Source organism: Burkholderia vietnamiensis LMG 10929, assembly GCF_000959445.1.
Taxonomy (GTDB): domain Bacteria; phylum Pseudomonadota; class Gammaproteobacteria; order Burkholderiales; family Burkholderiaceae; genus Burkholderia; species Burkholderia vietnamiensis.
On the sequence record NZ_CP009630.1, the window covers coordinates 567,885 to 590,083 of the forward strand.

The following is a 22,199-nucleotide window of genomic DNA, read 5'->3' on the forward strand; positions in this document are numbered from 1 at the left end:
ACGATGACGACGATCGATTCGACGCCGCGCACGCACGCGTGGCGCAGCCGGGCGGCGCGCGCGCTGCTCGCGGGGCTGCTCGCGCTGCTCGCGGGCTGCCAGAAGGAGCTGTACTCGGGCCTGTCCGAGCGCGACGCGAACCAGATGGTCGCCGTGCTCGGCGATGCGGGCATCGGCGCGTCGAAGGACAACGACGCGCGCGACACGTCCGATCGCAACGCGTGGCAGGTGAGCGTCGCCGATGGCGACATGCAGTCGGCGCTGACCGTGCTGCAGGCGAACGGGCTGCCGAAGCCGAGCTACGCGAGCCTCGGCGAGCTGTTCCAGAAGCAGGGGCTGGTGTCGACGCCCGCCGAGGAGCGCGTGCGCTATCTGTACGGCGTGTCGCAGGACCTGTCGCGCACGCTGCAGGACATCGAGGGCGTGGTGGTCGCGCGCGTGCAGGTCGTGATTCCGGAGAACGATCCGCTCGCCGACAAGATCAAGCCGTCGTCGGCCGCCGTGTACATCCGCTACCGGCCCGGCGTCGACCTGCGCGCGATGGCGCCGATGGTGAAGGATCTGGTCGCGCACAGCATCGAGGGGCTGCAGTACGACAACGTGTCGCTGTTCCTGCAGCCGGCCGCCGCGCGCGCGACGCGCGTCGACGGGATCGGCAGCGCGGTGTCGGACCTCCTGCGGCTGCGCTCGCCGCTCGGCTGGCTGGTGTTCGCGCTGATCCTGCTGACCGGCGCGGTGATCGCGCTGTCGGCCGCGCGGCGCGGCATGTTCGGCGCGCGGGTCGCTGCGCTGGTCGGCACGCCGCGCGGCGTCGCGGGCGGCAATGCGGCAGGCGCGGGCGCTGCGCAGACGGGCGGCGGCTTGCGCACGCCCGACGGCGCGCGCGACGGCGCATGAGCGAGGTGCACGCCGCGTCGCCGGGTGCCGCGCCCGACGCCGTGCCGCTGCCGTGGCTGCAGCCGCTCGGCGCGCCGCCTGCCGCGCGGCGCGCGGCGTTTCACGCGCTCGTGTGCGAATTCAATCTGCGCCCGGACCGCTATCTGCACGTGACGCGCGTGCCGGCCGCATGGCCTGCGCGCTACCGTTCGCTCGACGCGTTCGGTCCGGCCGGCCGCAGGCTGCTCGCGCGACATCTGCTCGACGCGCACGGCGTGGCCGGCCGTTACGACTTCGACGTCGCCGATCCGTGTGCGCGGCTCGCGCTGCTGCCGGGCGCGGCGCTCGAGCAGCTCGCGGCGTACGCGGGGCTGCTGCTGCATCGCGGCTGGCTGCGCGACGCGCTGAACGTGCGGCGCATTCGCGCGGAAGTCGCGGCGAAGCTCGGCGGCGACGCGCTGGAGCTGGCGCTCGAGCGCGCGCCGGAGTTCGGCGCGCTCGCCGACACGCTCGAGCCGTGGCGCGCCGATCCGGCCGCGCTGCCGGCGGTGATCCGCGCGCGCGGCGCGCGGCTGCTGGCCGATTTCATCGGCGTGGCCGGCGACGCGGTCGGCGTGCGCGCGCGGCTGAAATTCAACCGTGCGTGCGACGACGAAGCGCCGTACTGGCTCAATCGCGCGCAGCGCGACCAGTTCGGCGAGTTGCTGTTCCTGTTTCTGATTCCCGAGAGGCTTGCGTCATGGGACTGGCTTTTCTGATCACGAGCGACAACCTGCAGCTGCTGTCGGAGCGCAAGGTGCTCAAGGAGCGCGAATACGCGGCGCTGCTCGACGCATCCGCGGTGATCGCGACCGCGCGCGACGAGGCGGCGCGCATCGTCGCCGACGCGCAGCGCGAGTTCGACAGGCGTCAGGCGGCCGGCTACGACGAAGGGATGCGCCGCGCGCAGCGCGAGCATGCGGCGCAGGCCTACACGCAGGCGCTGGCCGCCGCGCGCACGATGGAGTCGATGAAGGACGCGATGGCCGACATCGTCGTGAAGGCCGTGCGCGCGATCGTCGGCGAGATGAGCACGCAGACGCTCTACGAGGCCGCGCTCGCGCGCATCGCGCCGCTCGTGCGCGACGAGGCGTTCCTGATCGTGCGCGTCGCGCCGGGCCGTCAGGACGAGATGCGCGACGCGCTCGACCGTGCGTTCGCCGGCCAGTCGAACCGGCAGCGCATCCGCATCGTCGAGGATGCGCAGCTCGAGCGTCATGCGTGCACGGTCGAGACGCCGTCCGGGCGCATCGACGCGAGCCTGGACCTGCAGATCGACGCGCTGCGCCAGGCGATTCGCCGGGACGTGCCGCGATGAACGCGCCGCTCGACGAACCGCGCCCGTTCGGCGGCGGCGGTAGCGACGACGGCGACGGCGCGCCGTTCGATGGCGGCCGTCTGGTCGGCGATCTCGACGCCGGGCTCGCGTTCTTCTCGCCAGTGTCGGTGCAGGGCCGCGTGAATCACGCGGTCGGGCAGATCCTCAATGCGACCGGCATCCGCGCGCGGCTCGGCGAGATCTGCGAGCTGCGCACGCCGAACCAGCCGACGCTGCTCGCCGAAGTGGTCGGCTTCTCGCGGCAGACCACGCTGCTCACGCCGCTCGGCGACGTGACCGGCCTGTCGCCGGAAACGACGGTCGTGCCGTCCGGCCGCGAGCACGTGTTCGCGGTCGGCGACGCGCTGTTCGGCCGCGTGCTCGACGGGCTCGGGCGGCCGCTCGACGATCTCGGGCCGGTGACGGGCGCCGCCTGGGTGTCGACCCAGCAGGATCCGCCGAACCCGCTCGCGCGCAAGCTGATCGACACGCCGTTTCCGACCGGCGTGCGCGTGATCGACGGGCTGATGACGCTCGGCGTCGGCCAGCGGGTCGGCATCTTCGCGCCGTCCGGCGTCGGCAAGAGCACGCTGCTCGGGATGATCGCGCGCGGCGCGCAGGCCGACGTGAACGTGATCGCGCTGGTCGGCGAGCGCGGCCGCGAAGTGCGCGAGTTCATCGAGCACAGCCTGTCGCCGGAGGTGCGCGCGCGCTCGATCGTCGTCGTGTCGACGTCCGATCGCCCGGCGATGGAGCGCGTGAAATCGGCGCTCGTCGCGACCGCGATCGCCGAGCACTTCCGCGATGCGGGCAAGCGCGTGCTGTTGCTGGTCGATTCGCTGACGCGCTTCGCGCGCGCGCAGCGCGAGGTCGGCCTCGCGAGCGGCGAGCCGCCGACCCGGCGCAGCTTCCCGCCGTCGACGTTCGCGGTGCTGCCGCGGCTGCTGGAGCGCGCGGGGCAGGGCGCGCGCGGCTCGATCACCGCGCTGTACACGGTGCTGGTCGAGGGCGACGAGGAGTCCGACCCGATCGCCGAGGAGGTGCGCTCGATCCTCGACGGCCACATCGTGCTGTCGCGCAAGATCGCGCTCGCGAACCGCTATCCGGCGATCGACGTGCTCGCGAGCCTGTCGCGCGTGATGCCGCTCGTCGCGAGCCGCACGCATCAGCATGCGGCCGCGCGCGTGCGCGAGCTGATCGCGAAGTACCAGGAGATCGAGCTGCTCGTGCAGATCGGTGAGTATCGCGAAGGCAGCGACCGGCTCGGCGATCTCGCGCTGCGCGCGCGCGACGCGATCGGTGCGTTCTGCGCGCAGGCGTCGCACGAGGACGTGCGCTTCGACGCGCTGCTCGCGAAGCTGACGCGGCTCGCGAACGATCATGTCTGAAGCCGACGACCGCATCGTGCTCGCGACGCTCGCGCGGCTCAGGCGCGTGCGCGAGATGCGCAGCCAGATCGCGCGCGTCGCGGCCGCGCGCCAGCAGGGCGTCGCCGCGCAGAGCCGGCGCGCGCTCGACGCCGCGCAGGCGCAGCTCGCGCAGCAGGTCGCCGCGAAGGCGGCGATCCAGGCGCGCCTCGCCGACGACGTGCGCGAGGCGCGCGCGCTGCAGAACGCGGCGGCCGACACGCGCACGTTCGACCGCCATATCGGCGTCGCGAATGCGTCGGTCAGCGAGGCCGCGCACGTGCATCGCGATCACGAGGCGACGCTCGCCGACCTGCAGCGCGCCGCGCGCAAGGCGAAGGCGGCCGAGGACAAGCTCGACAAGGCGGGCGAGAAGGCGCTGCATGCGCGCGCCGCGCGCGTCGAGCGCGAGGCCGACGAAGTCGCCGATGCGCACGCGGTGCGTCGCTTCGCGACGGCCGGCGTGTGGGCCGCGGGCGGCGCGGATGGCCATGCTGCGCGCAGCCAGCCGGAGATGACGGCGGCGTTCGATGCGGAGATGGTCGGGGGCGCGGCGGAGGCGGGGGGGGATGTGGGCGATGTAGCCAATGCAGCCAGCGCAGCCGATGCAGCCAGCACAGACAACGCAGACAATGCAGACAATACGAGCGATGCCGCAGATACGGCAGCTGCCTCCGCCCACCCATCTCCGCACTTCGACGACACAGCGCCCGCACCCGTGCCCGTGCCCACGGAGCGCCGATGCTAGATCAAGCGACGAACTTCAACGACATCGCCGGCACGCTGCGTCCGCTGCTTTACGTAATGCCGCGCCTGTTGCCGATCATGCTGATCGTGCCGGTGTTCAACGAGCAGATCATCACGGGCCTCGTGCGCAACGGGATCGCCGTCGTGATCGCGGCGTTCGTCGCGCCGGCGATCGATCCGGCACAGGTCGCGTCGCTGCCGTTTCTCATGTGGTGCCTGCTCGTCGCGAAGGAGGCGGTGGTCGGCCTGCTGCTCGCGGGCGCGTTCAGCGCGGTGCTGTTCGCGATCCAGGGCGTCGGCTTCCTGATCGACTTCCAGACGGGCAGCGGCAGCGCCGCGTTCTTCGATCCGATGGGCGGCCACGAAGGCGGCCCGACCTCCGGCTTCCTCAACTTCGTCGCGCTCGCGCTGTTCGTCACGGCGGGCGGCCTGCAGGTGCTCGTGCAGCTGTTCGCGCAGTCGTATGCGTGGTGGCCGATCGGCTCGCTCGGCCCCGATCTCCCGTCGATGCTGCAGACCTTCGTCGTGCGGCAGACCGACACGATCTTCGAATGGATGGTGAAGCTCGCCGCGCCGGTGATCATCGTGCTGGTACTGGTCGAGCTCGGCATCGGGCTGGTCGGGCGCGCGGTGCCGCAGCTGAATGTCTTCGTGTTCTCGCAGCCGCTCAAGAGCGCGCTCGCGGTGCTGATGATGGTGCTGTTCCTGCCCGTCGTGTACGCGTCGCTGCATGCGCTGCTGAGCCCCGACAGCGGCTTGATGGCGCTGCTGCGCGCGCTGTTCGCCGCGCACGGCGGCGCGTGACGGCCGGCGCGGCGACGGAGCGACGATGGCCGAAAAGAACCAGCAGCCGACCGCGAAGCGCCTGCGCGAGGCGCGCGAAAAAGGCGACGTGCCGAAGAGCGCGGAGACGGTGTCGTCGGCGTTCTTCGTCGGCGTGTGCGTCGCGCTAGCGGTCGGCCTCGGCACGCTGTTCGCGCGGCTGCAGGCGCTGTTCCGGCTGGTGTTCGACGCGGCCGGCGCGGCCGACCCGGCCGCGCGGCTCGCGGTGCTGGTGGACGGCGCCGCGCGCGACTGGGCGCTGCTGTCCGCGCAGATCGTCGCGGCGGGGCTGCTCGCCGGCCTGCTCGCGGGCTTCGTGCAGGTCGGCGGCGTGATGGCATGGAGCCGCCTCGTGCCGCAGCTGTCGCGGCTCAATCCGGCCGAGGGGCTGAAGAACATGTGGTCGATGCGCAACCTCGTGAACCTCGCGAAGATGCTGCTGAAGACCGTGCTGCTGGTCGCCACGCTCGGCTGGCTGATCGTCGAGTCGCTCGATCCGTCGGTGCAGGCGGGCTTCACGCGGCCGGTGTCGATCCTCGCGCTGATCGTGAAGCTCCTGATGCTGCTGTTCGGCTGGGCCGCGCTGATCTACGTCGTGATGGCGCTGATCGACATCGTGCATCAGCGGCACGAGTTCAACCAGAAGATGAAGATGTCGATCGACGAGGTGCGGCGCGAGCACAAGGAGGACGAAGGCGATCCGCATATCGCGGCGAAGCGCCGGCAGCTCGCGCGCGAAGCGCAGTTCGCGGCGCTGCCGGACCGCATCGGTTACGCGTCGGTGGTCGTCTATTCGCCGCGCGTCGCGGTCGCGCTCTATTACGGCGGGATCGGCTCGTTGCCTTGGGTGCTCGCGCGCGGCGAAGGCGAGGCGGCCGAACGGATCGTGCGGCTCGCGCGTGACGCGCTGCGCCCGACGCTCGCGAACGTCGGGCTCGCGCATGCGCTGTACGAAACCACGCCGGAGAACGGCACGATCCAGCAGCAGCATTTCCGCGAGGTCGCGCAGTTGCTCAAATGGGCGACCGGCGCGTAGTGGATGCGCGGCTCATGCGAACGAATCCATCATCGAATGCAGGGTCGCAGCCCGCGCGCGCAGCGCATGCTGTGCGAATCTCCGCGCCCATTTTCGCGCACGGTGGGGCAGCCGCTTGACGCCGTTTTTTTTCGGTAGCAGCACCGTTTCGCGCGGGAATTATTGCTGATTTATTTCTTCGTAAGATGGCTCGACCGTCAACCGGGCGGCGGGCCGCGAAGTCGCGCCGCCGTTGCCGGATCGGGTCAACAGGGGCAGACAAACCAATGTGCGGAATCGACGGCTTTCTGAATAGCGTCGCCTTCGATGAGGAGACAGCGCGCGGCACGCTTGCGCGCATGACGGCGAGCCTCGCGCATCGCGGGCCGGACGGGCAGGGCATGTGGGTCGATCCGGAGGCCGGCATCGCGCTCGGCCACCGGCGGCTCGCGATCGTCGATCTGTCGGTGCAGGGCCGGCAGCCGATGGCCTCCGCGTGCGGCCGTTACGTCCTCGTCTTCAACGGCGAAATCTACAACCATCGCGAACTGCGCGCGGAACTCGAACGCACGGGGCGCGCCCCCGCGTGGCGCGGCCGCTCGGACAGCGAAGTGCTGGTCGCGGCGATCGCCGCGTGGGGCGTCGACGCGACGCTGCGGCGCGCGACCGGCATGTTCGCATTCGCGCTGTGGAACCGCGCGTCGCGGGTGCTGACCCTCGCGCGCGACCGGATCGGCGAGAAGCCGCTGTACTACGGCCGGATCGGCGACGCGCTGGTGTTCGCGTCCGAGCTCAAGGCGCTGCGTGGCTATCCGGGCTTCGACGGCGCGGTCGATCGAGACGCGCTGTGCCTGTACCTGCGCCAGTCGAGCGTGCCCGCGCCGCATACGATCTATCGCGGCATCAGCAAGCTGCCGCCCGGCACCTTCATCCAGTTCGAGCATGCGCGCGACACGCCGCGCGTGCGCGCGTACTGGACGCTCGAGCAGGCGATCGAAGCCGGCCGCGAGCGGCCGTTCGACGGCAACGCCGACGACGCCGTCGGCCAGCTCGACGCCGTGCTGCGCCAGGCCGTCGCGCGCCAGATGGAGGCCGACGTGCCGCTCGGCGCATTCCTGTCGGGCGGCATCGATTCGTCGGCGATCGTCGCGCTGATGCAGGCGCAGTCGGCCAAGCCGGTCGACACGTTCACGATCGGCTTTCACGAGGCCGGCTACGACGAGGCCGGCTATGCGAAGGCGGTCGCGCGCCACCTCGGCACGCGCCACACCGAGCTCTACGTGACGGCCGACCATGCGCTCGCCGTCGTGCCGAAGCTGCCGTCGATCTACGACGAGCCGTTCTCCGATGCCTCGCAGATCCCGACCTTTCTCGTGTCGGAGCTGACGCGCCGGCACGTCAAGGTGAGCCTGTCCGGCGACGGCGGCGACGAGCTGTTCGGCGGCTATACGCGCTACTTCCTCACGCCGCGCCTGTGGCGCAAGCTGCATCGCGTGCCGGCCGCGGTGCGCGCGCGGATCGCGGCCGCGCTGCACGCGCTGCGGCCCGACCACGCGGACCAGCTCGCGGCCGTCGCGCAGGGCGCCTGGGGCGGCGTGGACGCGCGCGACGGCGCGTCGCGCATCGGCGACCGGCTGCACAAGCTCGGCCACGTGATGACGGCCGAGAGCCGCATCGGGCTGTACCGGCTGCTGATGTCGTCGGTCCATCATCCCGAGCGCCTCGCGCTCGCCGGCCAGGAGCCGCCGACGCCGCTCGACACGGTGTCCGCGTGGCCCGCGCATCTGAGCTTCGCCGAGCAGGCGATGGCGATCGACACGCTCACGTACCTGCCGACCGACATTCTCGCGAAGGTCGACCGCGCGGCGATGGCCGTCGGCCTCGAGACGCGCATGCCGTTCCTCGATCATCACGTCGTCGAATTCGCGTGGCGGCTGCCGGCCGCGGTGCGGCTGCCGCAGGGGCAGCCGAAGGCGCTGCTGCGCCGGCTGCTCGATCAGTACGTGCCGCGCGCGCTGATCGACCGGCCGAAGCAGGGCTTCTGCGCGCCGGTCGATCACTGGCTGCGCGGCGCGTTGCGCGACTGGGCCGAAGCCTTGCTGGAGCCGTCGCGGTTGCGCGCCGAAGGCTTCTTCGACGCGGCGGCGGTCGAGCGGCTGTGGCGCCAGCATCTGACGGGCCGGATGAACTGGCAGCATCAGCTGTGGACGGTGCTGATGTTCCAGGCGTGGCTCGAGGGACAGCGCGCTGCGTGACGGCCGGGTGAAACGCGATGCGCAACACGCGGAGGCCCGCGAACGGCCCCCGTCCTTGCCGGTTCAGGCCGTTCGAGGCTCACACTCCGACGCCGCTCAACCGATGTTCAGCGGCGTACCGACCGACAACTGGTTCGGATCGCCCGCGACCGACGGATTGAGCTGCAGGATTTCGGTCAGTGCGCGCGCGTCCTGCTGGTCGCGCGTCAACCCTTGCTGATCGGCGCGCGACACGTGCGCGGCATCGAGCAGCGACTGCCGATGCCGGTCGGCGATCACCCACAGCGAATCGCCGGCGACGACGATGTACGGCTGCGCGGCGGCCGGCGTCTGCGGCGTCGTCGGTGTCGTGGGCGGCGCCGCGGGCGCGACGTGCGCGTGCGTGCCCGATGGCGGCAGGGGCGGCACGGCCGGCGCGGAAGGCAGACCAGGCGCGGAAGGCGCGCTGCCGTGGTGCGTGGTGCCGTTCGACGGCGGCGTGTTGTTGTTGCCGTTGTTACTGCCATTGCCGCTGCTGCTGCCGCCACTGACCGCCGTATAAACCCAGTTGCCGACGTAGATCCCGATCGGCGCGAGCAGCAGGATCGTCGGCATCTTGCCGGTGACGCGCTTGGTCAGGTTCGGGAAATGCGTGTCGGCGCGGGCGAGCGCGAGCAGCGTGGCCGAGCTGAGCGACGCGATCGCCGTCGGCAGGTTGGTGTGGATCGTCGCGGCCGCGCCCACGAACGGCGCGATATAGCCGCCGGCGATGCTCGCGAGGTCGGACGCGGTGTCGATGAAGCGCACGAAGCGGCTGCGCCGTTCGATGCTCAGGTGGGTGAACGCGCTGGCCTGCACGAGGCCGGTGTAGGTGAGGCCCAGCACCGCGCCGGTGGTGCCCAGCAGCGGCACCAGCGACGGATCCTGCAGCAGCGTATGCAGCGACATCTCGCCGAGGCTCGCATAACCCGCGATCGCGGCCGTGCGGCCCACCTTGCCGAGGAAGCGGCGCGGATTGCCGTGGTGCAACTGCTGGATCGACGTGCCGGCCAGCACGCCCTGCATCTGCTGGATCATGTCGTTCGCGAGCAGCTTCGTGTACTCGACCGTCTTGTCGGCGGACAGCGCGTTGCGGCCGTGCAGTTCGAGCTGCAGGTTGATCTTCGCGCGGCCTTCGCCCGCCAGCCGCACCAGCGACGCGCGACGTTGCGCCTCGTCCATCCGGTGCGCCGACAACTGGTTGTTGAGCCCGTTGATGAAGCGATCGATCACGTGGTTGAACAGCCGCGGATCGCCGCTTTGCAGCGCGCGCAGCGTGTCCTGATGCAGCGCCTGCACGAGCCGGCCGGTCCGCACGCCGACGAAGGTCGCGTTGGCCGCCTGCTTGTAGTCGGTCGGCGTCAGGCCGATATGGTGGACGGCGATGCCGGCGCCGATCCCGACCAGCCCCGACAGCACGTTCTTCCAGCTGAGCACCGACCACGAGCGTTCCATCTGCTGCAGGCGCAGCGCATTGAGCTCCGCGAAGGCGGCGAGCGGATCGCCCGGCTTCACGTAGTCGGCCGCCTGCGCGCTGATCAGGCGGCTCTCGCTGACCGGCAGCGACGCGTCGACCATCAGCGCCGGCCGCCGGACCACTTCGCGCCACGGTTCGAGCCCCGCCGCGACGGTGCTGCCGTCGACCAGCGTCGTATCCTGCTGCGGCGCGCGCAGCCGGGCGCCGACGTCCTTCAGCCAGGCCTCGTTGAACTTGCGCTCGCGGGACTTCTCGGACGGCGCGCGGCTCGGGTCGGCGTGCCATGCGTCGGTCGCGAACTTCGCCGTCGCGTAGCGCGCGCGATGCAGCAGGCGCGTCGTGTTGCCTTCGTACAGGCGCTGGCGCAATTCGGCGATCTGCGCGGGCGTGAGACCCTTTTCGCGGCCGATCCGCTCGATCTCGGCCAGCAGCATCTGGTGCTGGTCGGCCAGCGTGTCGCGGTCGACGCGCTCGAACACGCGCGTCAGCGCGTCCGTGCCGTGCAGCCGCGCGAGCTTGCTGCGCGGTGCGTCGAGGCCGTCGGGCTGCGCGTATTCGTCCACGGCGCGCTCGACGAGCCGCTTCGCCAGCGCGGTCGTCAGCTCCTGGTTCGCGATGAAGTCGGCGCCGTGCGTCGCATACGACAGGCCGACGTGCACCCATTCGAGCGTGGGGCGATCGAGCAGCGAGTCGAGCAGCTCGAGGTGCCCGGCGCCGGGCACCGGCTCCGGCACCGCGTCCCAGCCGTGGAACGTGACCATCACGTGCGGCGCGGGTTCACCTTCGTGCTCGGCGGCCCACGATTCGAGCAGCGCGCCGAGGCGTGCGTGATGGTGATAGCCGTCGTTGGTGCCCGCGAGGTGCCGGTAGTCGGCGGCCGACACGAGCGCGCGCGCGGGCGCCATCTCGAGGCGCAGCAGGAAGCCGGCCTCCGACGCCGCGTCGAGCCAGCGGTGCAGGTTCTCGCGGGTCAGGTCGTCGAGGTGCATGACCTTGCCGTTTTCGCCGGTGATGGTGCCTTCCCAGTAGTCGATCTTCGCCTTGCGCTGGTCGCCGATCGACTTCACGTCGCCGACGAATTCCGGGTCGTGCTTCGCGCCGCGCGTCGCGTTCAGCGTGTGCGGATCGATCGGGATCGTCACGACCGGCATGACGCCGCCGTGGCGACGCGTCTGCGCGACGAATTCGGCCGGATCGTCGGACAGCCGGTACGCACGGCTCATCGGCACGAGGCGGTTGCGCACCGCGTCGCCGGCGCCGAGCACGGCGCGCCGCAGCGCGCGGTCGGTGGCGGCGGCCGTGCTGAGGCCGCGCTGCGCACGCCTGGAGAACGGCACCGGCGCGTAGCGCGCGCCGCCGCCCGACCAGTCGCGCGCCACGTACAACGGCAGGCCGGTGCCGCGCCATGCGGCGGCATCGGCCATCGTCGCGGGCGGCGGCGTCGTGGCCGTCGCGTCGGTCAGCTCGAGCGGCGGCAGGCGCGAATCGCGCTCGTGCTTCGCGAGCGCGTCGATCCGCTCGAGGTGCGCGAACAGGTCGGGCACGTTGCCGTCGCCATACAGGCGCTTCCATTCGACCAGCGTCGTGCTGACGAGCGACGGCTGGTACGGGCGCAGCTTGAGCTCCGGATAGGCCGGCTCGGGCAGCCCCTGGCGCTTCGCGGCCTTGGTCGCGGCCTTGATTTCCTTCTTCAGCGCCTTGCGTGCGCTGCGCGTTTCGCGGGCCGCGTCGCTTGCCCAGTTGCGCAGCGACGCGAAGGTGCTCGGCGACGTGTCCTTCGCGATCCCGTCCAGATACTCGACGCGCCGGTTCAGCGCGGCAAGGCGCGTGCCGCGCGCGTGGTCCGCGAGTTCGGCCGGCGTCAGCTCGGTGAGCAGCAGATGGGTGTCGGCGCCGTAAGGCCCCGCGCCGATCGGCGACGATTCGAGCGGCACGCCGGGCGCGCCCGGATTCTGCCAGTCGTGCCACGTCAGCTTGCCCTTCGCGTCCGGCACCAGCACGCCCTGCGGCGTGTCGAGCCGGTGGGTGAGCGGGTCGCTCGTGTCGTACACGTAGATGTGATGCTTGCCCGCATCGAGCGCGCCGAACTCGGCCGCACTCAGCAGATGCACCGCATTGTGGCCGCTGAAATCCAGCGCCGCGTGCTTGCCCGACGGCAGCAGGTTCCGGTCGAACAGCGGCACGCTCGCCGCCGCCGCCCCGGCAGCAGGCAGCGCGGCGCCCGTGCGGGCGCGGCCGAGCAGCGCCGCGGTGCGGTTGCGCGTCAACAGCGCGACGCGGCGCGGCGCGTTAAGCGTCTTGGTGATGCCGAGCTGGCCGAGGTAGCGCAGCCCGGGCCGCGGCAGCCTGTCCGGCTTGTCGGCCTTCGGCGGCTTCGGCGCATCGAAGCGATTGCCGACCTGTTCGAGCATGGCCGGATCGATGCTGCTGACCACGAACGACACGCCATGCCGGCGCGCCCGCGTGAGCGGCACGCCGTGCGGTTTGCCGTGCGGCCGCACGCGCACCTGCGCGCGGCGCGGATAGGCGTCGCGCAGCGGCCGCTCGCCGATGCGCGTCTGCGCCAGCGGCGCCTTCTCGTGGTAGTTCCACGAACCGCTCGCGGCATCGTAGGTCGCATGGCCGCGCAGCTCGCCCGTCGTGCGGTCGATCGCGTAGATGGTGTCGGTCCGGCCGGCCGCGCCGAGCGCCTTGTGCGCGCTGCGATAGTGCTTCGCATCGGCGAGCGCGCCGATCGCATCGACGTAGCGGCTGCTCACGCGGCCGCGCCGCGTGAATTCGACGACCTTGCCGTCGCCTGCGTACTCGATCTTCGCCATCCCGCCGAGCGCCTGCAGCTGCTTGAGCGACACCGGCGACGCATGGAACGCGAAGCCCGCGCGCGCGGCCGCGGCCGGTGCGGGGTCGGCCGCGTCGTGGGCGGGATCGAGCGCGGCCGTGAGCGATTGCTGCTCGTCGGGCGTGAGCTTGCCGCCGACGAACTTCGGTTGCGCGATGGCGCCGTTCGCATCGATCCGTGCGGTCGCGACCACCTCGGGCACCGCCGCGGGCGTGATCTTGCCGGCGCGCGTGATCAGCAGCACGGTATCGGTGCCGGTCTGGCGCACGAGCGCGCGCAGCGACGCCGCATCGGCGCCGTCGACGCGCTTGAGCGTGCGCATCCCGCGCGCGTCGAGCCACGCGCGCGCACGCGTCATCTCGGCGCTGTCGAGCGCGTTGCGGCCCGACCGGGCGCCGCCGCGCCGCCCGCCGCCGCGTCCCGTGGCCGGGGCCGCCAGCGTCAGCGGCGCCGGCTCGCCCGCGAGCTCGGCGCGCGCCTGCTCGCCGTACAGCGCGCGATAGGTCGGCGTGCCGGGCAGCGACGTGCGGATCTCGCCGAACGCGTCGGCGAGCGCATCGAGCGCGGCCGGCTCGCCGCTGGCAAATGCGTGTTCCGCCGCGCGCGCGAGCGTCGCCGGCAGCTGCACGTGCGCGGCGACGTCGGGGCCGCCCGCCGCGAGGATTTCGGCGCGCACGCGATACGCGTTGAGCTGCGCACGCGCTTCGGCGAGCAGCAGGCTTTTCACGTACGCGTCGGGGCTGCTGCGGTCGAGGCCGAGCGTGTCGGTGGCGAGGTCGACGCTGTGCTGCGCTTCATGCGCGAGCGCGAACACCAGCGTGCCGGCGCGGCGCGTGTTGCCGTCGAGCACGATCCTGCGTCGCGCCGCATCGACATACTGACCGCCGCCGGGCGCGCCGAGGTTCACCTTCCAGCCGTCGGCGCGCGCGAGCCGCAGCTGCGCGCGCAGCGTCGGCGAGCGGCGCGCCAGCGCGTGGGCCTGCATCCTCAGCACGATGCCGCGGAAGGTCATGACGACGTGCGCGATCGCGCCGCGGCGCGGCGCATACGCGCCGGCCTCGTCGAACGCGGGATGCGCGAGCTTGATGCGGCCGTGCCTGAGCCCGGCGTGGATCTTCGCGGCGACTTCGTCGATCCGCGCGAGCACGGTGCCGTGCGGATCGCCGTGCGGCAGCACTTCGCCGGGATCGTGCAGCATCACGTCGCCGTTGCGGCCGAACAGCACCTGGAAGTCGTACAGCAGATGGTGGTCCTGCGTGACGCGACGGATGCGGGCGAGATCCGTCAGGCCGCGGCTCGACACCACGGTCGGCAGGCCGATGTCGAACTCGACGTCGACGCTGCTCAACTGCGCGGACGGCTTCAGCACGACGCCCACGCGGTTCACGACCGAGAACGGCCCGTCGGTGGTGCTGGTCGGCAGCTCGTAGACCTCGCTCAGCGTCTTGAGCCCGCCTTGCTCGAGCTCGACCGCTTCGTACGCATCGGCGAGGCCGTCGATCGAGCCGTCGCGGTAGACGCCGAGCGCCTGGCCGGCGCCGCCGTCGAACACCGTCTTGTACGCGCCCGAGCCGAGCACCGGCCCGAGGTAATCGGCCGGATCGACCGGCCGACCGGGCGCGCCGTCGAGATGGAGCGTGCCGTGCGCGCCGTCGACAGACAGCTCGCCGAGCGACGGCTGGCGATAGCTCGCCGGCACGTAGCGGTTCATTGCCGACAGGTCGGTCGGCATGCCGTCCGCGCCGATCGCGTCGGGATGGACGGTGTAGATCGCGCGCTGCCACAGGTTCGCGAGCTGCGCGGCGCCGCCTTCGTTCGCATGCCGCGCCGCCAGGATCGTCGTGTAGCCGTAATCGGACGGCGGCGCGTTGAGCAGCGTGAACTCGTGCGGACCGACCGGCTGCCCGTCGGGGCCGAGCAGCGTGCCGTCGCGCAGCGTGTCGGCCGGCACGATCGCGATGCGCTGGCCCATGTCGAGCAGCACGCGGCCGTCGCGCAGCAGCGCGAGCGTGTCGACCGGCGGCGCTCCGCTCGCGCCGAACGGCGACGCGTCGCGTTCCGCATGCGCCTGCGACCATGCCGCGCGCTGCGCCTGGATCTCGCGCATCGTCGTCGGCGCGTCGCGCTCGCCATCGCCGTCGTGTGCGGCGCGCGTCTCGGGCGCCGGCATCGCGCGCGCGCGCCGGCCGGGGCCGCGATCGTACGCGTCGCCGTAAAACTCCGTGTAGGTCTTGCCGCGCGCGCCCGACACCGGTGCCTCGGCGAACGCGTCGGCGAGCCGTGCGAGCGCGCCGGCGTCGCCGCGCGCGGCCGGCCATGCGTCGGCTTCCGCCTGCAGCGCGTCGGGCAGCCGCACGTTCGCGGCGATGTCGATGCCGCTCGCCATCCGGATCTCGTAGCGGGCCTCGAATGCGTTGAGCTGCGCGCGCGCCTCGGCTTCGAGGGCGGTGCGCGTGAAGCGGCCGCGGCCGCTGTAGTCGAGGCCGAGCGTGCCCTCGATCGCGTCGACCGCATGCTGCGTTTCGTGCGCGAGCACGTAGGTCATCCAGCCGGGGCCGGCCGCTGCGCCGTCGATCGTCACGCGCCGGTGCTTCGTGTCGATCCGGCTGCCGCCGCCGCGCTTGCCGACGCGCACGCGCCAGCCGTTCGCGTCGAGCATGCGCAGTTGCGCCGCGAGCGTGCCGGAGCGCTGCGCGAGCGCGCTGACCTCGGCCGGCAGCGGCGCGCCGCCCACCCGCATGCGCACGCGCGTGATCACCGACGGCTTCTGCACGAACGCATCGTCGGCCAGCGGCGTCGGGTCGCGGGCCGGATCGAGCGCCGAATCGAGCGCGTCGACGCCGTGCTGCTCGATCCAGCGGTGAATGCCTTTCTCGATCTCAAACAGGCGCGACAGCGACAGCGTGTGCGCCGCGTAGGTGTTCAGGATCGGGCCGGGATCGCAGACCAGAAAATCGCCCGAGCGCGTGAAGATGCCTTGCAGGTCGAAGCCGACCTCGTGTTGCTCGAGCACCTCGCGCGTCTTCAACACGTTCTGGATGGCCGCGCGCGCCACCGCGGGCGGCAGGCGGCCGCTCGCGAATTCGTCGCTGTGGAACACGCCGAGCGGGAGCGACAGCGCGGAGACGCGGTCGCCGAGCGCGCGGAACGGGCCGTCCAGCCGAACGGTGCGGATGCCCCACTGTTCCAGCTGTGCGAGCGCGCGTTGCTCGTCGCGCACGAGCTGCTCGTCGGCGGCGCGCTGCGCTTCGGGCGTCAGCGGTTCCTGCGGTGCGCCGGGCGGCTTCGGGCTGCGGTCGACGGTGGCGAGCGCGGCGTCGTCGCCGAGTGCGAACGCCGTCTTGCGCGCGCCGGCGCCGAGCAGTTCGCCGACGTTGCCGTCGATGTCGATCCGGCTGGCCGGATCGCCGGCCAGATGCACGCCGTCGGCGTCGGCCGCGAGTTCGCCGAGCGCGTGCGGCGCGGCGGGCGCGGGGTCGAAGCGGTGGAACATGCGCGTGTCGTGCACCGTCGCGTCGGCGCCGACCGCATGCTCGGGCGGCGCGTAGACGGCGCGCTGCCACACGTTCGCGAGCCGCGCGGCCGCTTCGTAGCCGCCTTGCCCGGCGGACAGCACGATCGTGTCCGCCTGCCTGAGCGTGGGCCACGGCGCCATCGCGAGCGCGTATTCGTGCGCGCTCACCGGCTTGCCGTCGACGAGCAGCGTGCCGTCGGGCAGCGTGTCCGCATGCAGCACCAGCACGTCGCCGTCGGCGAACGTCGACATGTGGCCGTCGCGGCGCGCCTGCAACGTGGCGGCATCGGGCGCCGGGCGCTCGCCGAACGGCGACTCGAGCACGGCGTGCGCGTAGCTCCACGCGGTGCGCGCGTCGAGCTGCTGCCGGCCGGCCGGCGCGGTGCCGTCCTGGCCGTCGGCGGGCTGCATCCGCGGCGCGGGCATCCGGCGCGGGACGCCGCCGCGGCGCTTCTGGCGCGCCCACACGTCGTCGTAGAACTCGCGGTAGGTCTGCGCGTCGCGAGCGGCCACCGGCGCATCGGCGAAGTTTTCGGCGAGCCGCGCGACCGTGCCCGTGTAATCGCTCGTCGGCCCGTGCCAGTCGACGCCTTCGCGCGCGATCGCATCGGGCAGCTGCGCGTGTTCGGCGATGTCGACGCCGGTCGACAGCGCGATCTCGTAGCGCGCCTCGAACGCGTTGATCTGCGCGCGCGCCTCCGCTTCGAGCGCCTTGCGCGTGAAGCGGCTGCGGCTGCCGTAGTCGAGGTCTAGCGCGCCGGCCATCGCCTCGACCGCCTGGCGTGCCTCGCTCGCGAGTGTGTAGGTGATGCTGCCCGGCTCCTGAAGCGCGCCGTCGATCGTCATCACGCGCTTGCGCACATCGATGTGGCTGCCGCCGCCGCGCTTGCCGACCTTCACGCGCCAGCCGCCGTCGCTCAGCATGCGCAGCTGCGTGACGAGCGTCGCCGACTGCGAGGCGAGCGCCAGCACGGTGTCGGGCACCGGCGCACCGCCGAAACGCATCTGCATCCGCGTGAACCAGCCGGGGCCGGACGCGGCCGCTTCGGGCGGCGCGGCTTCGCTGATCTCCGGATGCGCGGCCACCAGGTCGGCATCGTAGGCGAGGGCGACGTCGTGGTGTGACACGGGCCGCGCGGCGCCGCCGCCTGCGCGCTCGCGCGGCGGCGCGGTCTCGCCGTGTGCCGGCGCACGCTCGGGCGCTGCGCTGCGCTCGGACTTGACCAGCACCAGCACGCGGTTCGGCGCGCTGAAGCGGCCGTCGAGCGCCTTCAGCGGCCGCGGCGTCGCGGCGGGACGCGGCAGCGCCGGCTCGTTCGGCCCGCGCTTGCCGGCGAGCACGATCACCGGCGCGTCGCCTGGCGCGCGGGCGGGCGACGTGTGCGGTGCCGCTTCGGCGTCGCCCGCGAGCGCGACGCCGTCGGGCGCCGGATCGAAACGCAGCGTGCGCGCGTCGGCGCGCAGCTGACCGTCGGCGTCGAGCGCCTCGGGCGTCGCCGCATAGACGGGCTTGTCCCAGCGGTTCGCAAGCTCGGGTGCGAGTTGCGCGTCGTGCTCGCCGGCGATCACGACGATCGGTTCGTCGAGCTTCGGCGTGCGCGCGGCGGCGGGCGACGCGCTATGCGGCGCGTCGCCGTCGCGCACGATGTAGAGCGTGCGGCCGCCGACCGCGAGCGGTTCCGCGCTCGGTCCGCGCGGCACCGAGATGCCGGCCGGATCGGCCGTCGCCGCGCGCGCGGCGGGCTTCGCGCCGGTCAGGTCGACGACCCGGACGTCGATACGCGGGCGTGCCGCGGCAGGCGTCGTGCGCGCGCCCGCGCCGGGCGACGCGTCGGCGTCGAGCGGCCGGTAGCGCAGCGCCTGGGCGTCGGCGCTGCGCCGGTCGAGGTTCGCGTCGGTCGCGCGCTCGGCCGCGGCCTCGTCGCGCTGCGCGTCGACGCGCGCGCGTTCCTGGCTCGTGCGCCGCGTGCTGCGCGCGTCGTTCGCGGCGCTGGCCGTCTCGCCTTGCTCGGCCGCTTGCGCGAGGCTGCGCGGCGCCTGTTCGTCGCGGGCGGCCGCGTATTCGTCGCGCGCCTGCTGCAGCGTGCGGTCGAGCAGTTCGAGCGGTGTTCTCGCCACGACCTTCGGCGTCGTGCTCATGCCGCCGCCGTCGCCGAACGACAGCCGCTCGCCGGTGTCGGTCACCGAGTCGATCCGCGTGCCGTTGGTCCAGCTCTTGTCGGAGGCGGAGACGACCGACAGCTTGCCGTCTTCGCCGAGCACGACGAATTTGCCCGCGGGCAACGCGTTGCGCGACGTGCGGTCGAGCACGCGAATCGGCTGGTCTTCGTAGGTCAGGATCTTGTCGCCGACGCGCAGCGTGCCGTCCGGCGACACGGTGACGGCCTCGCCGTCGAGCGTCACGCGCGTGCGGCCGGCCGCGAGCGACGCGTCGTCGCCCTTGTTGAGGATCCGGCCGATCGTCAGACTGTCCACGCTGACGGTCTTGCCGTCCGCACCGCGGATCGGTATCGGCCTGCCGGTGCCCGTGCGCACCGACGTGACCACGCGCTCCTTGAGGCCGCCCGCGGCCATCAGCGCGACGTTCGTCAGCCCCGACTTGAGCTCCTCGCCGGCGGCCTTCTTGTCGCCGGTGACGAAGTAGTCGTAGCCGGCTTCGCCGAACGCCTCGAAGCCGGCGCCCAGACCGGTCACGACCGCGGTGGCCTTCGTGCCGCCGGCGAGCACCGACGCGACTTTCGGCGTGCGCGTGAGCGCCGTCACGGTGCGCGTGAACAGCTTGGCGCCGGCCAGCTTCGCGGCGCCCGCGGCGCCCATCGGCACGAGATTGATGAAGTCCATCCGCGCACCCGCGTCAGTGAACGGATTGATGCTGCGGCCGTGGTCGGCGCGGTTGGCCAGATCGAGCCCGGCGCTCGTCACCGTCGCGCCGATCGCGGTGTACATCATCCCCGCGCCGAGCAGGTTCAGCGGCACGCCGACGACCGCGCCGACGACGGTGCCGTCGAGCAGCGTGCCGAGGCCTTCGAGCGCCATCCCGCCGACCATCATGCCGATGTTCAGGCCGGTGCTGGTCAGCGTGTTCATGAAGCTGTCGAAGCCGCTCTCGTGGTGCGCGGCCTTCGAGACGAGCTGCAGCGTGCCGTCCGCGTTGTGGCCGGTGGCGATGTCGACGGTGCCGTCCTTCGACAGCTCGTTGTTGTCGATGTAGTCGTTGATGTCGTCGTAGGTGCTTGCCGTCTCGTCGACGTACTGCGTGTCGCCCTTGCCGCTGACCTTGAACAGCGCGCTGGTGGTCATGCCGGCATCCTTCGCCGCATACACCATCGGCAGCACGCTGACCTGCGTCGTCGCGCCGCCGCCGACTTTCAGCAGCTGGTCGCGCACGCTGTCGATCGTCGACAGCTTGTCCTTGTTGGTGAAATGCGTCTGCGTGTCGGTCGCGATGGACGTGTTCGACGACGCGTCGCCGCCGACGTCCGGCGCCATGCCGAGCGCGACGCCGATCAGATTGCGCTGCTGCGTGTCGCTCAGCTTGCCGAAGTCGATGGTCGCGCCTTTGCCGGTGCTCGCGCTCGCCGCGTCGAGCAGCGTGTTCGACAACTCGCTGCGGTGTGCCTCGTAGAAATCGTGCTGCGCGCTCTGGTAGTCCTTGTACGCGTCGGAATTCGGATCGGCATAGCGCAGCCGCTCTTCGAGTCCCGCGTCGAACTGGTCCAGCAGCACCTGCTGGTGGGCCGACTCGCTCAGCAACTGCAGCCGCTGCACGGTGTTGTCGGCGTTCTGCGCATCCTTCTTCGCCTGATCGAGCTGGGTCTGGTTCGGGTTCGGCAGCGGCGGCGTATACGCGGGCAGGATGTCGCCGTCGGCGAGCTGCCGGAAGCGCGTCGGCGCCGGATGCGAGGCCTGCCAGTCGTCGTATTGCTGCTGGATCGTCGCGAGCGTCGCGTGCTTCTGCGCTTGCTGGTTGCGCGCTTCGGTGAGCGCCGCGCCGGTCGCACGCTCGTTGACCAGATTCGACAGCCGGTTGCCGGCGGCGCGGATGGCGCCCGCGGTGACGCGCAGGCGTTTCGCGTCGAGCAGCGTCGGGCCGGACGGCGTGGCCGGGTTCGCCGCCGCATCCGCCGGCGCGAACGACAGCGGGCCGTTCAGCAACGGCGACGTGTTCCACAACGGCTGGCTGCCGTTCGGCGCGCCGTTGGCGTTCGGCGCGCCTGCGGCGTTCGTCTTCGGCAACGGCGACGAAAACAGCGGCGCCGCGTTCGTGGGGGTGCCGTTCGCTGAGGTGCCCGTCGTGTTCCACGGCGGCGGCGCGAACAGCTGAGACGGGTTCGCCGTGTTGAACGGCGAGGGGCGCGCGGGCGGCTTGACGCTCGCCTCGATCTGCGCGGCCTGGTCGTCGTACTGCTGCGCGAGCGAGGCGCCGTACGCGACCACGAACGCGTCGTGCGCGATGCCGGCCTGCTGCTTCGCGAGCTGCAGCTGCTGGTACGGCTCGCTCGGATCGTCGGACAGGCGAGCGAGCTTGCCGTGGTAGTTCGCCTGCAACGTGTCGGCCTGCTGCTGCGCGGCCAGCATCTGCAGATAGCTGCTGCTGGTGCCCGCCGTGACCTGCGCATGAGCGAGCGCCGTCTTGTCCTTGGCGATCGCGTCGGGCACGATCACCGTCGGCCCTTCCTTGCCGTTGTCGGCATCGGACTGCTGCTGCGCCTGGGCGAGCGTCACGTTGTCGTTTGCCGCCGCGAGTGCGGCATTCGCGTAGTTCGCGTCCTTGGCCGCGGCCGTGACGGTCGTCTGCGCCGCATCCGCGGAATCCGGCGCGTCGGGCATCGACACCTGCAGGTCGAGCGGCTGCAACGCATCGTTGAGCCGGCCGACGCCCGCATCGAGCGCCGCCTTGTAGTCGGGATCGGCGAGGTACGACTGGAATTGCGCGTACGCGAGATTGGAGTTCGCGACGTCCGCGAAAAACTTCGCCGAGCCGGCCGACGCATGCGCCTGCGCCTTCTGCCAGTCGTCATAAAGCCGGATCTGCAGCGGGTTCTTGCAGTCGCTCGCCTGCGGCGCCCAGTTCGGATCGTCCGGGTGATCGGGGAATGCCGCGATCAGCGTCTTGAGCTGCTGGTCGGCCGCGTGCTGCGCGTCGCCGGGGTCCGTCACCTTGCCGGAATCGTCGAGCTTCATCCCGGCCGGCATGTCGGCGTTCGCCTGCTCGCCGTACAGGATCATGTAGCCGGCGTCGGTCGTCACGTTCAGCTCGCGCTGCGCGTCGTCGGCGGCCGCGCGCGCCTTCGCATAGTCGGCCTGCGCGCTCTTGCGCTCGGCGGGCGTCGACTCCGGGTCGCGGTTCGCCAGGTGCAGCACGTTCTGCGCGCCTTGCAGCGCCTGCGACGCGTTGTCGTACTTGGTCTGCGCGCCCTGGATCGCCTTCTGCACGGCGGTCGTCTTGTCGTTCTCCACCGTGATGTCGGGCGGCGGCGCCGTGTACTGCGCGGCCATGCTCTGGATCAGCGACGTGGCCGACTGGATTTCCGCGTTGGTCGGCTTGGCCGGGTCGGTGCCCAGCGACGCGGTGACTGGGATCGGCGGCGTCACGGTCGGGTTCGCGGGGCCGGCTGCCGGATCGTCCTGCTTCGGCGGCGGGGGCGGCGGCGCGACGACCGGATTCAGCGTTTCCGACAGGAAGCGCTGCCAGTTGACACCCAGTCCCAGTCCGTCGATCGACAGCATGCTCGTCTCCGTTGAGCCGCGCGATGCGCGGCGCGCACGGCGCGCCACACGCCGCGCCGCGATCGTTCGAGTGTACGGACGCGCATCGCGGCGGGCGCACGGCTGTTTCGTAGCGCGGCGAGGCGCGCGGCGCGACGGCGCCG

At 72.0% G+C, this 22,199-nt stretch carries 9 protein-coding genes; 8 read left to right on the forward strand and 1 reads right to left on the reverse strand.

The features are described from left to right. Positions 1 to 3 precede the first annotated feature (3 nt). The 8 genes from sctJ to asnB all read left to right on the forward strand — a co-directional run bounded on the left by sctJ (position 4) and on the right by asnB (position 8,478). Positions 4 to 897, forward strand: a complete 894-nt coding sequence (sctJ, locus tag AK36_RS02880) for a type III secretion system inner membrane ring lipoprotein SctJ (RefSeq protein ID WP_014725404.1) — start codon at positions 4 to 6, stop codon at positions 895 to 897. Next, positions 894 to 1,634: a SctK family type III secretion system sorting platform protein gene (locus AK36_RS02885; protein ID WP_011882606.1), complete on the forward strand. Its 741-nt coding sequence runs from the start codon at positions 894 to 896 to the stop codon at positions 1,632 to 1,634. The genes sctJ and AK36_RS02885 overlap by 4 nt, the downstream gene beginning before the upstream one ends. After that, positions 1,616 to 2,233, forward strand: coding sequence for a type III secretion system stator protein SctL (gene sctL, locus AK36_RS02890; RefSeq protein ID WP_034194308.1), 618 nt, complete (start codon positions 1,616 to 1,618; stop codon positions 2,231 to 2,233). The genes AK36_RS02885 and sctL overlap by 19 nt, the downstream gene beginning before the upstream one ends. After that, on the forward strand, positions 2,230 to 3,621 hold the full coding sequence (locus AK36_RS02895) for a FliI/YscN family ATPase (RefSeq protein WP_045577813.1): 1,392 nt from the start codon (positions 2,230 to 2,232) through the stop codon (positions 3,619 to 3,621). Before sctL ends, AK36_RS02895 begins: the two co-directional genes overlap by 4 nt. Then, on the forward strand, positions 3,614 to 4,387 hold the full coding sequence (locus AK36_RS02900) for a hypothetical protein (protein ID WP_014725400.1): 774 nt from the start codon (positions 3,614 to 3,616) through the stop codon (positions 4,385 to 4,387). Before AK36_RS02895 ends, AK36_RS02900 begins: the two co-directional genes overlap by 8 nt. Next, entirely contained in the window at positions 4,381 to 5,190 is an 810-nt protein-coding gene (gene sctT / locus AK36_RS02905) for a type III secretion system export apparatus subunit SctT (RefSeq protein ID WP_045577814.1), read from the forward strand. The genes AK36_RS02900 and sctT overlap by 7 nt, the downstream gene beginning before the upstream one ends. A 25-nt stretch (positions 5,191 to 5,215) precedes the next feature. Continuing rightward, complete coding sequence (locus tag AK36_RS02910; RefSeq protein WP_011882601.1) at positions 5,216 to 6,244, forward strand: EscU/YscU/HrcU family type III secretion system export apparatus switch protein; 1,029 nt, start codon at positions 5,216 to 5,218, stop codon at positions 6,242 to 6,244. A gap of 266 nt (positions 6,245 to 6,510) precedes the next feature. Continuing rightward, on the forward strand, positions 6,511 to 8,478 hold the full coding sequence (gene asnB / locus AK36_RS02915; RefSeq protein ID WP_034194304.1) for an asparagine synthase (glutamine-hydrolyzing): 1,968 nt from the start codon (positions 6,511 to 6,513) through the stop codon (positions 8,476 to 8,478). A 96-nt stretch (positions 8,479 to 8,574) separates the two neighbouring features. On the opposite strand, the gene AK36_RS02920 is transcribed toward asnB, so the two are convergent. Continuing rightward, positions 8,575 to 22,056 carry an LWXIA domain-containing protein gene (locus AK36_RS02920; protein WP_045577815.1) on the reverse strand — a complete coding sequence of 4,494 codons (13,482 nt, stop codon included), beginning with the start codon at positions 22,054 to 22,056 and terminating at the stop codon, positions 8,575 to 8,577. Between the last annotated feature and the right edge of the window lie 143 nt (positions 22,057 to 22,199).